The sequence below is a fragment of the Lysobacter sp. N42 genome (genome assembly GCF_004344885.1).
Genome location: NZ_SKFB01000023.1, coordinates 19,242 through 33,784 on the forward strand (window position 1 = coordinate 19,242; position 14,543 = coordinate 33,784).

General features: G+C 68.8%; 12 protein-coding genes and 1 pseudogene. 9 read left to right on the forward strand and 4 right to left on the reverse strand.

Annotation, left to right across the window (positions count from 1 at the left end):
* Positions 1-2: 2 nt before the first annotated feature.
* Together EYQ95_RS19450 and EYQ95_RS19455 are read right to left on the reverse strand one after the other, a co-directional pair.
* Positions 3-263 carry a DUF2249 domain-containing protein gene (locus EYQ95_RS19450; RefSeq protein ID WP_132329547.1) on the reverse strand — a complete coding sequence of 87 codons (261 nt, stop codon included), beginning with the start codon at positions 261-263 and terminating at the stop codon, positions 3-5.
* Positions 264-424: 161 nt separating this feature from the next.
* Positions 425-892, reverse strand: a complete 468-nt coding sequence (locus EYQ95_RS19455) for a hypothetical protein (RefSeq protein WP_132329550.1) — start codon at positions 890-892, stop codon at positions 425-427.
* Between the two features lie 586 nt (positions 893-1,478).
* Between EYQ95_RS19455 and EYQ95_RS19460 the strand changes: the two genes are divergently transcribed.
* From EYQ95_RS19460 to EYQ95_RS19495, 8 genes and pseudogenes are all read left to right on the forward strand, one after another.
* Positions 1,479-2,165: a hypothetical protein gene (locus EYQ95_RS19460; RefSeq protein WP_132329553.1), complete on the forward strand. Its 687-nt coding sequence runs from the start codon at positions 1,479-1,481 to the stop codon at positions 2,163-2,165.
* A 30-nt stretch (positions 2,166-2,195) separates the two neighbouring features.
* The gene (locus tag EYQ95_RS19465; protein ID WP_243699990.1) at positions 2,196-3,704 is read left to right on the forward strand and encodes an N-6 DNA methylase; all 1,509 of its coding nucleotides are present in this window, start codon (positions 2,196-2,198) and stop codon (positions 3,702-3,704) included.
* Positions 3,701-4,996 carry a restriction endonuclease subunit S gene (locus EYQ95_RS19470; RefSeq protein ID WP_132329556.1) on the forward strand — a complete coding sequence of 432 codons (1,296 nt, stop codon included), beginning with the start codon at positions 3,701-3,703 and terminating at the stop codon, positions 4,994-4,996. Before EYQ95_RS19465 ends, EYQ95_RS19470 begins: the two co-directional genes overlap by 4 nt.
* A 9-nt stretch (positions 4,997-5,005) precedes the next feature.
* Positions 5,006-5,896: a DUF3800 domain-containing protein gene (locus EYQ95_RS19475; RefSeq protein ID WP_132329559.1), complete on the forward strand. Its 891-nt coding sequence runs from the start codon at positions 5,006-5,008 to the stop codon at positions 5,894-5,896.
* Between the two features lie 398 nt (positions 5,897-6,294).
* Positions 6,295-8,612: pseudogene (gene hsdR / locus EYQ95_RS27185) on the forward strand (EcoAI/FtnUII family type I restriction enzme subunit R).
* A gap of 5 nt (positions 8,613-8,617) precedes the next feature.
* A complete protein-coding gene (locus EYQ95_RS19485; protein ID WP_132329562.1) occupies positions 8,618-9,514 on the forward strand; it encodes a GIY-YIG nuclease family protein in 897 nt (298 codons plus the stop codon).
* A gap of 294 nt (positions 9,515-9,808) precedes the next feature.
* Positions 9,809-10,156 (forward strand): hypothetical protein, encoded by a 348-nt coding sequence (locus EYQ95_RS19490; protein WP_132329565.1) that lies wholly within the window; start codon positions 9,809-9,811, stop codon positions 10,154-10,156.
* A 158-nt stretch (positions 10,157-10,314) separates the two neighbouring features.
* Positions 10,315-11,238 carry a pseudouridine synthase gene (locus EYQ95_RS19495; protein WP_132329617.1) on the forward strand — a complete coding sequence of 308 codons (924 nt, stop codon included), beginning with the start codon at positions 10,315-10,317 and terminating at the stop codon, positions 11,236-11,238.
* Positions 11,239-11,247: 9 nt separating this feature from the next.
* Here the strand turns inward: EYQ95_RS19495 and EYQ95_RS19500 are convergent, their stop codons facing one another.
* Positions 11,248-11,646: a group III truncated hemoglobin gene (locus EYQ95_RS19500; RefSeq protein ID WP_132329569.1), complete on the reverse strand. Its 399-nt coding sequence runs from the start codon at positions 11,644-11,646 to the stop codon at positions 11,248-11,250.
* Positions 11,647-11,966: 320 nt separating this feature from the next.
* Here EYQ95_RS19500 and EYQ95_RS19505 point away from each other — a divergent pair, with 320 nt between their 5' ends.
* Positions 11,967-13,967 (forward strand): PAS domain-containing protein, encoded by a 2,001-nt coding sequence (locus EYQ95_RS19505; protein WP_165924794.1) that lies wholly within the window; start codon positions 11,967-11,969, stop codon positions 13,965-13,967.
* A gap of 13 nt (positions 13,968-13,980) precedes the next feature.
* Here the strand turns inward: EYQ95_RS19505 and EYQ95_RS19510 are convergent, their stop codons facing one another.
* Positions 13,981-14,535 (reverse strand): hypothetical protein, encoded by a 555-nt coding sequence (locus EYQ95_RS19510; RefSeq protein ID WP_132329574.1) that lies wholly within the window; start codon positions 14,533-14,535, stop codon positions 13,981-13,983.
* Between the last annotated feature and the right edge of the window lie 8 nt (positions 14,536-14,543).

The following is a 14,543-nucleotide window of genomic DNA, read 5'->3' on the forward strand; positions in this document are numbered from 1 at the left end:
GCTCAGCCCACCACGTTGAAATCGATCACGATCGCCCCTGGCTCGCGCTGGCGGTAGACGATCTCCACGCGATCACCGAAGCGATCGCGCAGCTGGTCGAGCAGCGGCAGCGGGTCGTGGTCGTTGACGAAGCGCATCGCCTCGCCCGGCTGCAGCGCCGAGAGCGCGCCGAAGATCGCCGAATGGCGGAAGCGCCGCGCGATGCCGCGGGCGTCGAACGGGTGGGCGGTGAAGGCGGGCGCCTGGCGGGCTGGGGTGTCCATGGAAGCTCCGGGTCGGGGAGCGCAGGGTGCCGCGGCCGGGCTGCGGCGCCCTTGACCCAGGTCAGCCATCGGTCCGATCCATCCGGCGTGGCGTCAGGTCCGCATGCAACGAAAAGCCCCGGCCGGAGCCGGGGCTGTGAACGCCCTCCGTGGGCGCGGCCTCAGGCCGGAGCGGCCGCCTCGCGCGGTGCCTGCTCGAAGCGCCGTCCCAGCTGCCGGCGCAGCGCCTGCACGCCTTCGCCCTTGCCCACCGCCTTGAGCACGGCATAGCCCTCCAGCGCGGCCACCATGGCATCGCTGCCGATCGCGATCTCGGTGTCGCGCACCTGCTCGACCAGCTTCACGAGCTTCACCAGCCGCGTGTTGAGCGCATCGTGCATGTCCAGGTCGCGGCGCATCTCGGCGATGTCGAGGCTGCGCGGCATGAGCTCGAGGTTCTCTTCCATCACGTCCGCCGCCTGCCGGCAGAACGCCGTCGACCCGTCGCCCATCTTCACCAGCGCGCGCTTCTCGGCGGGCGTCACCGCCACCACCACCGGCGCCAGCAGCGCCTGCACCCGCGCGATGGCCTCGTCGATCTCCTTCCACTGCTCGGCCGTCAGGTGCCGTGCCACGAGGTTCTGACCCATATCCCTTCTCCTTCGGTCTTCCAGTCCTTGGCCGGCCACCATGGCCGGCGGGGCGAGGGTAGTGGATCGGGGCGGTGGGTGCAGCGGGCGCGGTGCGGCACCCGGCGGCCACGCCCGTCGAGCTCCGGGAACCGTGGCCCGGTCGGTCGAATGCGCGCAAGGGTTCGCGGAGGTGCGCCGCCGGGCTCCGGGAACCCGTCACCGGGTCTCCGGCATACGCGCGCGGGTGTCCGGAATGCGTGGCCGGGTCTTGGACGCATCGTTGCCGGATGTCCTGGCTGCGTGCGCGGGTGTCCGCAGCGCGTTCGCGGGTAGTGGAGATGCGCTCGCGGGCTTCCGCATCGCGTTGCCGGGTCTTGCGGACCCGCCCACGCGTGTCTGCAACCCGGCCCCGGCGTGGCCCCGGACGGTGCCGTGCGGGGCCACGCCCGGGAGGCGCCCGCGCCCGTCCGGGGCCGGTCGCCACGCCTATCATTCCCGTGGGGATCCCGTGCCGACCGGTCCGACCGGCCGCCTTCGCAAGCGCGTTCGGCGGCGCGTACCGGCCGCGCCCCCCCGAACCGTCCATGACAAGGCGAACACCGGCATGCCCCTCACCCGACCGCTCTTTTCCGTCGCCGCGCTGGCGACCCTCGTCGCGTGCAGCCCCGCGGCCGCGCCTCCGGCGCCTAGCGTGGCCGCGCCCTTGCTGCAGTGCGCGAAGGACACCGATTGCAAAGGCGATCGCATCTGCGAAGACGGCCGCTGCACCGATCCGGGCACCCCGGCCCTGGCCCGGGCGGCGACCGCGAGCGCCGCGGATGCCACCGCCGCCGACACCCGCGGGGCTGCCCATGCCGCGCTCGAGCACGTGCTGCTGAAGGCCCTGCGGATGAAGCCCGGCACGCAGGAACGCGGTATCGAGCCCGGTGAGGCGGTGAAGGCCTTCATCGATGCCGGCCTCGTCGCCCGTGCGCCCGACTACCGCGCCGACTACAGCGACTACCGCCGGCTGCGGTCCCCCATCCCGTTCCTCGGCCATGAACTGCTCGCGCTCGACGAGGAGTACATGGCCGAGTACGTGGGCTGCTGCGTGTCCCCGGGCATGGCGGTCGCGCTGCGGCTGCGGCCCGGTGGCGCCGATCTCGATGCCTTCGCCCGCGAGGCCGGCTGCTCGGTGGACCGCGACACCGACGGGCTCAGCCTGATCGACGCATTCGACCTGCCGGCGGCGCCGAAGGGCACCTATGCCGCGATCAAGTGCAAGGAGCGCGACCTGCCCGTGGAGGAATAGCCTCCCGCTCAGACGCGCGGCCTGCCCTCCGTGAACTATCCGGGCCGCAGCGGTCCACCCGAGAACGACGAGAGCCCCACCCCTGTGTTCGAACAGACCTTCAAGAACATCGACGACATCCTGCACAAGGATGCCGGCTGCACCAGCGAGCTCGACTACACCGAGCAGTCGTCCTGGCTGCTCTTCCTCAAGTACCTCGACGCGCTGGAGCGCGAGAAGGCGATGGAAGCCGAGCTGGAGGGGCGGAAGTACGAGTTCCTTCTCGACGCGCCCTACCGCTGGGAAGCCTGGGCCGCGCCGAAGGATGCCAATGGCCGCATCGACCACAACCGCGCGCTCACCGGGGACGACCTGCGCGACTTCGTCAACGGAAAACTCTTCCCCTACCTCCACGGCTTCAAGCAGAAGGCCAGCAGCCCGCGGACGCTGGAGTACAAGATCGGCGAGATCTTCGGCGAGCTGAAGAACCGCATCCAGTCCGGCTACAACCTGCGCGACGTGATCGACCGTGTGGACGAGCTGAGCTTTGGCAGCAGCCGCGACCGCCACGAGCTCTCGCACCTGTACGAGGCCAAGATCCGCAACATGGGCAATGCCGGGCGCAACGGCGGCGAGTACTACACGCCGCGCCCGCTGATCCGCGCCATGATCCAGGTGGTTGACCCGAAGATCGGCGAGCGCATCTACGACGGCGCCTGCGGCAGCGCGGGCTTTCTCTGCGAGGCCTTCGACCACCTGAATGCGAAGGCGAAGTCCACCGGCGACGCGCGCGTGCTGCAGGAGCGCACCTTCTACGGCAAGGAGAAGAAGAGCCTGGCCTACGTGATCGGGATCATGAACATGATCCTGCACGGCATCGAAGCGCCGAACATCGTCCACACCAACACGCTGGCCGAGGACCAGTCCAACATCCAGGAGAAGGATCGCTACGACATCGTGCTCGCCAATCCGCCCTTCGGCGGCAAGGAGCGCAAGGAAGTCCAGCAGAACTTCAACATCCGCACCGGCGAAACGGCCTTCCTGTTCCTGCAGCACTTCATCAAGAGCCTGCGTGCCGGCGGCCGCGCGGCCATCGTCATCAAGAACACGTTCCTGTCCAACACCGACAACGCCTCGGTGGCGCTGCGCAAGCTACTGCTGGAGAGCTGCAACCTGCACACCGTACTGGACTGCCCCAGCGGCACCTTCCTCGGCGCGGGCGTCAAGACTGTGGTGCTGTTCTTCGAGAAGGGCGCGCCCACACGGAACATCTGGTACTACCGGCTCGACCCCGGCCGCAGCCTGGGCAAGACCAACCCGCTCAACGACGCGGACCTGGCCGAGTTCGTGGAACTGCAGAAGACGTTCGCCGATTCGGCCAAGAGCTGGAGCGTGGATGCGGCGGGCATCGACCCGGTCAGCTTTGATCTGTCGGTGAAGAATCCGAACGGCGGCGGCGAGGTGGTGCATCGCAGTCCGCTGGAAATTCTTGATGAGATCGCGGCGCTGGATGCGAAAAGTGCTGACGTCCTGTCGCAGATACGAGGCCTCATTGCGTGAGCAGCTGGACCTTCGTCCCGATGGGACAACTTTGTTCAATTCAGAGCGGTAAGTCGGACACGAAGGACGCAGTGCCAGATGGCCCGTACGCGTTCTTCGATAGGTCGAAGACAATCAAGCGCAGCAGCCGCTTCATCCATGATTGCGAGGCGCTCATCATCCCCGGAGAAGGAGCCGAATTTCTTCCGCGTCACTTTATAGGCAAATTCGATCTCCACCAGCGCGCCTACGCATTGTTCAATTTCGCTCCGGAGATCGACGTCAAATTTCTGTTCCACTATCTCCATTACGTCGCCGACTACTTTCCTCGCGTTGCCGTAGGTGCGACGGTGAAGTCGCTACGCCTTCGGCACTTTCAGGAGTTGCCGGTTGCAGTTACGGAACGCGAGGAACAGCAGCGCATCGTCGCTATCCTCGACGAAGCGTTTGCGGGTATCGCCACCGCCAAGGCCAACGCGGAAGCGAATCTTCAGGACGCGGAAGCCACCCGCGTCGCATTTCTCCGCTCGGTTTTCGATCATCGCGGCAGCGCGCTCGCGACCGGCGCGTCGGCCAGCATGTCTTCCGGTGTTGCGGCAGCGGAGCGCGACAGCGACTTGGCCGCGGGCGTCACGCGAACCGGCGGCCGCGCGGCCGCGCTTCGCCACATTCCCGGCGATTTCTCGTTGTCGGTCGGAATGCCGGCGCGAGGCGCGCGCCCCGGTTGGCGCTGGGTGGAACTGGCGCAGCTCGCGCGGCTGGAATCCGGGCACACGCCAAGCCGCCGCCACCCCGAGTACTGGGGTGGCGACATTCCGTGGCTGAGCATCCGCGATGCCCGCGAGCACCACGGCGGCTACGTGGCGGACACGGAGGAGAAGACGAACGCGCTGGGTATCGCCAATTCGTCGGCGCGCGTGTTGCCGGCGGGCACCGTCTGCCTGTCGCGCACCGCGTCGATCGGCTACGTGACGGTCACCCGCAACGCGATGGCGACGAGCCAGGACTTCGTGAACTGGGTCTGCTCGCCGGACCTGAGTCCCGAGTTCCTCAAGTACGTGTTCCTCGCGGAAGGCCGCGATGGGCTTCTGCGATTCGCCAGCGGCGCGGTCCACCAGACCATCTACTTCCCCGAGGCCAAGGCGTTCCACATCTGCTGTCCCGACCGGTCGGAACAGGACAGGGTCGTCGCCCGATGCGACGCCGTAACTGCCGAGGCCAGGCGCCTTGCGGGTGTATACCAGCGCAAGCTCGCCGCCCTCGACGAACTCAAGCAGTCCCTCCTGCACCGCGCCTTCTCCGGTCAACTCTGACCCGCCATCATGTCCAAGTCTTCCACCCGTGGTCCGACATCAGCGCTGGTCCCCGATGCCGACGGTCAGTACCCGTTGTTCGGTGAAGTGCCCCAGCACGCGCAAGGCGCGGTGGCACCTCAAACGGAAGCCGGTAGCCAGTTCAGCAGCTATGTCGTGTACGTCGACGAGAGCGGTGACCACGGGCTGGAAACGGTAGACCCCAATTACCCGGTATTCGTGCTGGCGTTCTGCGTATTCCATAAGCGGCACTACGCGCAGGCGGTCGTGCCGGCGGTCGAAGCATTCAAGTTCCGGCATTTCGGCCATGACGTGGTGGTGCTCCACGAGACGGACATCCGCAAGGAGAAGGGTGCGTTCCGGTTCGGCAACCGGGAACACAAGGAAGCGTTTCTCGACGAGCTCACCGGCATCATCGAGGCCAGCAACTTCATCCTGATTGCGTGCGTCATCGACAAGCGCCGGCTGCGCGAACGCGGTTCCAATCCGTATCACCTGGCGCTCGGCTTCTGTCTGGAGACGCTCTACGAATTCATGCAGGAGAAGCGCCAGGACACGCTGGTCACGCACGTGGTCGTCGAGTGCCGCGGCAACAAGGAAGACCGGGATCTCGAACTGGAGTTCAGGCGGATCTGCGATGGTGTCAACCGGCTCGACAAGCCGCTGCCGTTCGAGGCGGTGTTTGCGGACAAGAAGACGAATTCGTCGGGACTGCAGCTGGCCGATCTGGTGGCTCGGCCAATCGGTCGTGCCACCTTGCTCCCGGAGCAACCGAATCGGGCATTCGAGGTGCTTAAGCGGAAGTTCTTCTGCAGCGGTGGACGCAAGAACGTCGGCGATGGCTACGAAGGCTGGGGCCTGAGGATTTACCCGGCCCCAGAAAGCGAAAAGCCCCGGTGAACTCACCGAGGCTAGACGCCGACCGGGAACCCCCAGTCCACTTGGCCGAATCTTACGGGCCGCTTCCGGCGGGGCGCAAGCAGGAAAATGTGAAATTGCAGGTGGCGTGACCCATGAACGAAGCCGAGACAGGTCCCTGCTGGAGCGCGGAAGAACTCAGCCGCAGCAGCAGGTGCCGAAAATGCGACAACTGCCGAGGAACCCCCGGTAGTTCCGGAAGGGACGGTGCGGCCGTTGCGAGCGGCGAAACAGTGACGGCCTGTCGGCAGCCGGCCAAGAGGGTCCGTGACCTGATCCCATCGGAGGTCGCTCTGGCGCACCTGGAGGCGCGGCTGGCCGCCGCGAGGGCCGGGAGCACGCTCGAATGATCCGGGACGAGTGGCACAGGGAGGCATGACATGAACGAAGCCGAGACCCGTGCCGAGCACATCGACCCGGCCCTGAAGGCCGCCGGCTGGGGAGTGGTGGAGGGCAGCCGGGTGCTGCGCGAGGCGCAGTGCGTGATCGCGCCGGGGCGGCTGCAGGGTGGCGGCCAGCGGGCCAAGGCCGAGATCGCCGACTATGTGCTGGTGCACCGCGGCCGCAAGCTGGCGGTGGTGGAGGCCAAGGCCTGGGACAAGCCGTACAACGAGGGCGTGGGGCAGGCCAAGCAGTACGCCGCCAAGCTCGACGTGCGCTTCGCCTATGCCACCAACGGGCAGGCGATCTACGGCATCGACATGGCCACGGGCGCCGAGGGCGACGTGGTCGCCTTCCCGGCGCCGGACGAGCTCTGGGCGCGCACCTTCGGGGTGGAGAACGCCTGGCGCGATCGTTTCGCCGCCGTGCCCTTCGAGGACCGGGGCGGCAGTTGGCAGGGCCGCTACTACCAGGACATCGCGATCCAACGAGTGCTCGATGCGATCAGCGACGGGCGCGAGCGCATCCTGCTGACGCTGGCCACCGGGACCGGCAAGACCTTCATCGCCTTCCAGCTGGCCTGGAAGCTGTTCCAGAGCCGCTGGAACCTGCAGGACTGGAAGAGCGGGGCCGAGCCGACGCGCCGGCCCGCATCCTGTTCCTGGCCGACCGCAACATCCTGGCCGACCAGGCCCACAACGCGTTCTCGGCGTTCCCGGAAGACGCGCTGGTGCGCATCGAGCCGGACGAGATCCGCAAGAAGGGGCGCGTGCCGAAGAACGGCAGCATCTTCTTCACCATCTTCCAGACCTTCATGAGCGGGCCGGGCGAAGCGCCGTACTTCGGTGATTATCCGCCGGACTTCTTCGACTTCATCGTCATCGACGAATGCCACCGCGGCGGCGCGAACGACGAAGGCAGCTGGCGCGCGATCCTCGAGTACTTCAGTCCGGCCGTGCAGCTGGGCCTGACCGCGACGCCCAAGCGGAAAGCGAACGCGGATACCTATGCCTACTTCGGGGAGCCGGTCTACAGCTACTCGCTGAAGGAAGGCATCAACGACGGCTTCCTGACCCCGTTCAAAGTCAAGCAGATCGCCACCACTATCGACGACTACCTGTACACGCCGGACGACGCGGTGGTGGAAGGCGAGGTGGTGGCAGGGAAGCGCTACACCGAGGCCGAGTTCAATCGGGTGATCGTCATCCCCGAGCGCGAGGCCTACCGCGTGCGCCTCTTCATGGAGATGATCGACCCGCGCGAGAAGACGCTGGTGTTCTGCGCCACGCAGGAGCACGCGGCGATGGTGCGCGACCTCGTGAACCAGTCGAAGACGAACTCCGACCCGTTCTACTGCGTCCGCGTGACTGCCGAGGACGGCGCGCGGGGTGACCAGTGGCTGCGCGACTTCCAGGACAACGAGAAGACGATCCCGACCATCCTCACGACCTCGCAGAAGCTCTCGACCGGTGTGGACGCGCGCAACGTCCGCAACATCGTGCTGATGCGGCCTGTGGGCTCGATGATCGAGTTCAAGCAGATCGTGGGCCGTGGTACCCGCCTGTTCGATGGGAAGGATTACTTCACGATCTACGACTTCGTGCGGGCGCACGAGCATTTCAGCGACCCCGAATGGGATGGCGAGCCGATCGAGCCGGAAGGCGGCGCGACGAAGGCGAAGGTCGAGCGCGAACCCGGCGAGGACGTGGGCAGGGAAGCCGTCAGCGAGCCACCGCGGGGGCGCATCAAGGTGAAGCTCGCCGACGGCAAGGCGCGGCAGATCCGCAGCATGGTGGCCACGTCGTTCTGGAGCGCCGACGGGCGTCCGATGTCGGCGGCGCAGTTTCTCGAAAGCCTGTTCGGCGTGCTGCCGGAATTCTTCGCGGACGAAAGCCAATTGCGCGAGCTCTGGAGTGATCCCGCCACGCGCAAGGCGCTACTGGCCGGGCTGGCGGACCGCGGCTTCAGCCGCGACGCACTGACGGAGATGCAGAAGGCGATCGAGGCGGAGAACAGCGACCTGTACGACGTACTGGCCTACGTTGCCTACGCCCGCGCGCCCATGACGCGAGAGGCGCGTGCGGTGCAGGCGAAGGCGGGCATTCATTCGTCGTATCCCGACAACCGACAGCTCGATTTCCTGGAGTTCGTGCTGGGCCACTACGTAGAGCAGGGCGTCGACGAGCTCGACCTCGAGAAACTGCCGCCGTTGGTCAAGCTGCGCTATCGCGCCGTGTCGGACGCCGCCGCGGACCTGGGCGGGCCCGAGCAGATGCGCGCGCTGTTCGTCGGCTTCCAGAAACACCTTTACGCCTGATCGCCATGACCAGCCACCCCCAGACCATCCAGATCTTCCTGCCCGCCGGCGATCCGCAGGGTCTTCGCGTCGCGGAGATCACCACGCGCATCGTGCGGATGATCGAGGTGCCGAGGACGCTCCTGCGCGACTTTTTCGCCATGCCGGAGTCCGAGCAGGTCGGCATCTATTTCCTGTTCGGCGAGGACGAAAGCGGCCGGGACATGGCCTACATCGGGCAGACCGGCTCGCTCAGGCAGCGCCTGGAGAGCCACGACCGAAACAAGGAATTCTGGGGGCGCGTGGTCGTGGCCGTCTCGCTCACCAAGAGCCTGACCGCTACCCACGCCAGCTACCTGGAATGGCAGTCCATCCAGACCGCGCAGCGGGCGGGACGCTATCTCCTTCAGAACGGAAACGGTGGGGCATGCCCGCATGCGCCCGCGCCGATGGAAGCCGATTGCCGCGAGATACACGAGACCATCGCAACGCTCCTGGCGACGCTGGGCTTCAAGATATTCGAGCCGGTGCGGCGCCAGCCTGCGAGCCCGGCGACGAGCACCGCGACGTACTTCTGCCGTGCATCGGGCGCCGATGCGCGCGCCGTCGAAACGGAAGAGGGATTCGTGGTACTCGAAGGCTCCACCGGGCGCGTGGAGGTGGTGCCGTCGTTCGAACTGCACGGCTACTACTCGCTCAGGCGCCGCCTCATCGACCAGGGCGTTCTTGCCGAGGAAGGCGAGCGCATCCGGTTCACGCGCGACTATCCCTTCAAGTCGCCCAGCGCCGCGGCGGCCTGCGTGATGGGGCGCACGGCGAATGGCCTGGTCGATTGGCGCGACGCTACGGGTCGCTCGCTGTGGGATCTCAAGCAGGCCACGAGCGACAGCTCCGCCGAGCCCCCGCCCGTGGGGCCGGAATGAGGCCGACACGCGGCCATGACGGAGGAGAAGGCACGAAGCAGGTTGGCGAGACCGGTGCCTGGCCTTCTGCAGCCGCGTGGTTTTCATGACGAGTCCGGGTAAGGTCTGCTGCATGTGCGGCGTCTGGCATAGCCAGGCGGAGTTCAGCTACGGCGGACGGGACGGCCGGTCCTACTGCCGGGCCTGCGACCGCGAGGACAGGCGGCTGCGACGCGAGGGAGGTCGCGACGCGGTCGCACGCTGGCGTGAAACCATGCGTCGGCGCTGGGCGCCCGGCACGCGACGGGCGACGCCGTGAACTGGCTGGAGCAACTCGTCGCCGAGTGGTACGAGTACCAGGGCTACTTCGTGCGCCGCAACGTGCTGGTCGGCCGCAGGGCCAATGGCGGTTGGGAATGCGAGCTCGACGTGGTGGCCTTCCATCCTGGCCTGCGGCCTCTGGTGCACATCGAGCCTTCGATGGACTCGAATTCGTGGGAAGTGCGCGCGCAACGCTACGCACGCAGGTTCGAGGCCGGTCGTCGACACATCCCCAAGCTGTTCGAGGCGTCGAGATTCCGGAGCGTATCGAGCAGATCGCGCTTTTCGGGCTGGGCAGCAAGGTCAACAACCCCGTCCTGGCAGGCGGCGAGGTCTGGTTGATCCAGGATCTTCTGACGCGCATCACCCCGGTGCTCAAGCAGCGCCGCGTGGAAAAGGAGGCGGTATCGGAGCAGTTTCCCCTGCTCCGCACCATCAGTTCATCTGCCAGCACCAGCGTGCGCTGTTTCCCTGAGTCGGCCGCCGCTGTGACGTGCCTGATGGACGCGATGCACGCATCCCCTGACCCGCGCCCCAGCCACCTCCAACTCCCACCCGGCCCCTGGCCCACGCTGCTCGACGGCCTCTGCGCGCGTTTCCCGGCGATCGACCGCGCGACGTGGCTGGACCGCTTCGCGCGTGGCCGGGTGCAGGACGCGGGGTCGGGGGCAGCACTTGCGCCCGAGGCGCCGTGGCGCGTCGGCACGGAGATCCGCTACTTCCGCGAGGTGTTCGACGAGGCGGCGATTCCGTTCGAGGAGCGGGTACTGCACGTCGACGAACACCTCGTGGTGGTCGACAAGCCGCACTTCCTGCCGGTGGTGCCGGCGGGGCGGTTCGTGCGGGAGACGCTGCTGGCGCGGCTGGTGGCGCGGTTGGGCAATCCGGACCTGGCGCCGCTGCACCGCATCGACCGGGAGACGGCGGGGCTGGTGCTGTTCTCGGCCAACCCGGCCACGCGGGCCGCCTACCAGGCGCTCTTCCGTGAAAGGCGCATCGACAAGGAATACCGCGCGCTGGCACCGCCCATGCCGCAGCGCGCGTTTCCGTTCGTGCACGCTTCGCGCATCGAGCGCGGCGAGCCGTTCTTCCGCATGCGCGAGGTGGAGGGCGAGGCCAACAGCGAGACGCGCGTGGACGTCGTCGAGCGTGGCGAGGCGGCATGGACGTACGTGCTGTCACCGCTGACGGGTCGCAAGCACCAGTTGCGGGTGCACATGGCCGCGCTGGGGGCGCCGATCCTGGGCGACTCGCTCTATCCGGCCCCGGTCGCGACGACGGGCGATCCGTACGCCCGGCCGCTGCGGCTGCTCGCATGGCGCCTGGCCTTCGCGGATCCGCTGACGGCAACGGCGCGCGAGTTCCTGAGCGCGCGGTCCCTCCGCCCGGCCGACGACGACGCGCCCGCGGACCAGGGCACCTGAGGCGCCGCGTCAGCGCCCGACGATCGGCAGCCCCACCGGACGGCGCGCCGGATCCAGCCCCAGGCCGTACATCAGGCTGCGCCCGATGCGGCGGGCGTGGTCGAGGAGCACCTCGGCGTGCTCGGCCGGCAGCTCGGCGCGCACGGTCTGCTCCCAGAGCGCGAGCCAGTCGCCGAAGTGGCCGGCATGGATCGGGTGCGGGCGGTGCACGGCCATGGGCTGGCCGCGGTAGCTGGCGGTCTTGAGCGCCACCGACGACCAGAAGCGCACCAGCGTGGCCTTGTGCCCGGGCCAGTCGTGCACGGCCCCGGCGAACACGGGGCCGAGGCCGGGATGGGCCTGCACGGCGTCGTAGAAGCGGTCGACGACGCGGGCGATGTCGGCTTCGGTCAGGGGCGGCGGGGTCATGGCGACAGGGCGGAGGGGGGACGACAGTGTCGCCGCTGCGGGGCGCGCCGGGATTGACGGCGGTCAACCGGGGGCGGGCGTGTGCGACAGGGCAAGGGCACGAGCCCGCCGGCATGGCGCCGACAGGACGAATGCCGCGAAGGGCCACGGACCGGGGCGTGGCCGGCCTCGCATCCGCCGGGCGCATCGCACGCTCGGCGCCGCCTGCGGCCCGCCCGGCCCGCGCCCTCGTCCGGACACGCGGGCGCCGTCGGTCAGCCGTGATGCCGGCATTGTCCGGCGCCCCGGCATACTGTGCGGCCTCGACAGAGGGAGCTTTCGTGACCGTTCCGTTCGACGCGCTGTTCCAGCACTCGCCCAATGCCTACATGGTGCTGGACCGCGACCTGCGCTACGTCGAAGTCAACCACGCCTACGAGCTGCTCACGGGCCACGGGCGCCAGGCGCTCATCGGGCGCGGGCTGTTCGAGCTGTTTCCGGGTACCGTCAACGAGGACGGCACGTCGCAGGCGGCGATCCTGCGTGCCTCCATCGAGCGCACCTTCGCCACCGGCGAGCGCGACGTGCTGGCGCTGATTCCCTATGCCATCGAATCGCGCACGCCGGCCGGGCCGGTGGTGGACATGCGCTACTGGAGCGCCACCCACACGCCCATCCGCGACGCGCAGGGCAACGTGGTGGCGGTGCTGCAGCACACCACCGACGTCACCGAAGTCGAGCGCCTGCGCGAGGAGGTGCGGCGCGCGCGCGAGGCGACCGGCCTCACGCCGCAGCAGATCGACGGCGGGGTGCTCTCGCGCGCGGCGGCGGTGCAGCGTGACAACGCGCGCCTGGTGGCGCGGCAGGAATTCCTGATGGACCTGTTCGCGCAGGCGCCGGGCTTCATGGCTGTGCTGCGCGGCCCCGAGCACGTCTTCGAGCTGGCGAACGAGGCCTACGAACGCGCCATCGGCCGCACCGGCCTGGTGGGCCGCAGCGTGCGCGAGGTGCTGCCCGAGCTCGCCGGGCAGGGCTTCTTCGAGCTGCTCGACCAGGTGCGCGAAACCGGCAACCCGTTCGTGGGCCGCGGCCTGCCGGTGGTGCTCAAGGAGGAGGGAGGTACGCGCACCCTGTACGCCGACTTCATCTACCAGCCCATCCGCGACGCGCAGGGCCAGGTGGAGGCGATCTTCGTGCAGGGCGCGGACGTGACCGACCGCGAGAGCGCGCTGGCTGCACTGCGCGAGAGCGAGAACCGCTTCCGCACCATCGCCGAGCTGGTGCCGCAGATGGTGTGGTCGACGCTGCCCGACGGCTATCACGACTACTACAACCGCCGCTGGTACGACTTCACGGGCGTGTCGCCAGGTGCCACCGACGGCGAGGCCTGGAGCGAGGTCTTCCATCCCGACGACCGCGAGCGCGCGTGGTCGCGCTGGCGCCACAGCCTGGCGACCGGGGGCCCCTACGAGGTCGAGTACCGCCTGCGCCACGTCTCCGGCGAGTACCGCTGGGTGCTGGGCCGCGCGCTGCCGGTGCGCGATGCCGATGGGCAGATCGTGCGCTGGATGGGCACCTGCACCGAGATCCACGAGCAGAAGCGCGTGCAGGAGGCGCTGGAGCGCAGCGAGGCCGCGCTGCGCCTGGCCGATCGCCAGAAGGACCAGTTCCTCGCCATGCTCGCGCACGAACTGCGCAACCCGCTGGCGCCGATCTCGACCGCGGCGCAGCTGCTGAAGATGGCCCCCGACCGCGTGGACAGCGTGCGCCAGGCGGCGGCCATCATCGACCGCCAGGCCGCGCACATGCGCCACCTGGTGGAAGACCTCGTCGACGTGTCGCGGGTGACGCGCGGGCTGGTGTCGTTGCAGACGCGCCGCGTCCGCCTGGCCGACATGGTGGCCGCAGCCGTGGAGCAGACCACGCCGCTGCTGCAGCGGCGCCAGCACCGGCTGGACGTGGCCGACCATGCCCCCGGCCTGGAGCTCACCGGCGATCCCACGCGGCTCACCCAGGTGCTGAGCAACCTGCTCAACAACGCCGCCAAGTACACGCCGCCGCACGGCTTCATCGGCATCGAGATCGACCGCGACGGCGGGCAGGCCGTGGTGCGCGTGCGCGATACCGGCGTCGGCATGGACCAGACGCTGATCGCGCGCGTGTTCGAATTGTTCGTGCAGGCCGAAAGCACGCCGGAGCGGCGCGAGGGCGGCCTGGGCATCGGGCTGGCGCTGGCGCGCAGCCTCGTCCAGCTGCACGGCGGCAGCCTGACGGCCAGCAGCCCGGGGCCGGGGCAGGGCTCGATGTTCGAGTTGCGCCTGCCGCTGGAGCGGCGGGACTGAGGCGCGCGCCGGGTCAGAACAGCCCGCGCAGCACGCCCGCGGGCGTGGCCGCGGCGTCGCGCGCGGCGGCCTCGGCCTGCAGCCGCGCGAGCGAGTCGTGCAGCCCGTCCAGTTCGTAGCGCAGGCGGATCGGCGGGCTCCCGTCGCGCGGCCGGAGCACGAACGTGGCCACGCGCCCACCGCGCATGCGCTCCGCGGTCGAGCGGGGCAGTTCGGTCCAGGTGGCGAGCACGTCGGCGCGGACCGGCGCAGCCGCCCCGCCATCTACCGACAGCCACACCGGCGCATTCGCGAACGGCGCGCTGCCCAGGAGCGCATTGCCGACGGGCAGCCGGAGCGTCCCGGAAGGCCGCGCGTCCACCTTCAGCGTCGGGTGCCAGGGTGGGCTGCCGGGGCGCATGCCCGGCATGGCGTCCAGCGAATCGCGCTCCAGGTACAGGCCCCCGGAACGGGTGAGGCTGCCCGCCGAGTCCACCACCCGCCAGCCGCCGGTGGCCTGCACCGGGCGCGGATCGCGGCAGCCCGCCAGCACCAGGGCCAGCAGGAGGATGCCGTGACGTGGCTTCATCGGCGCGG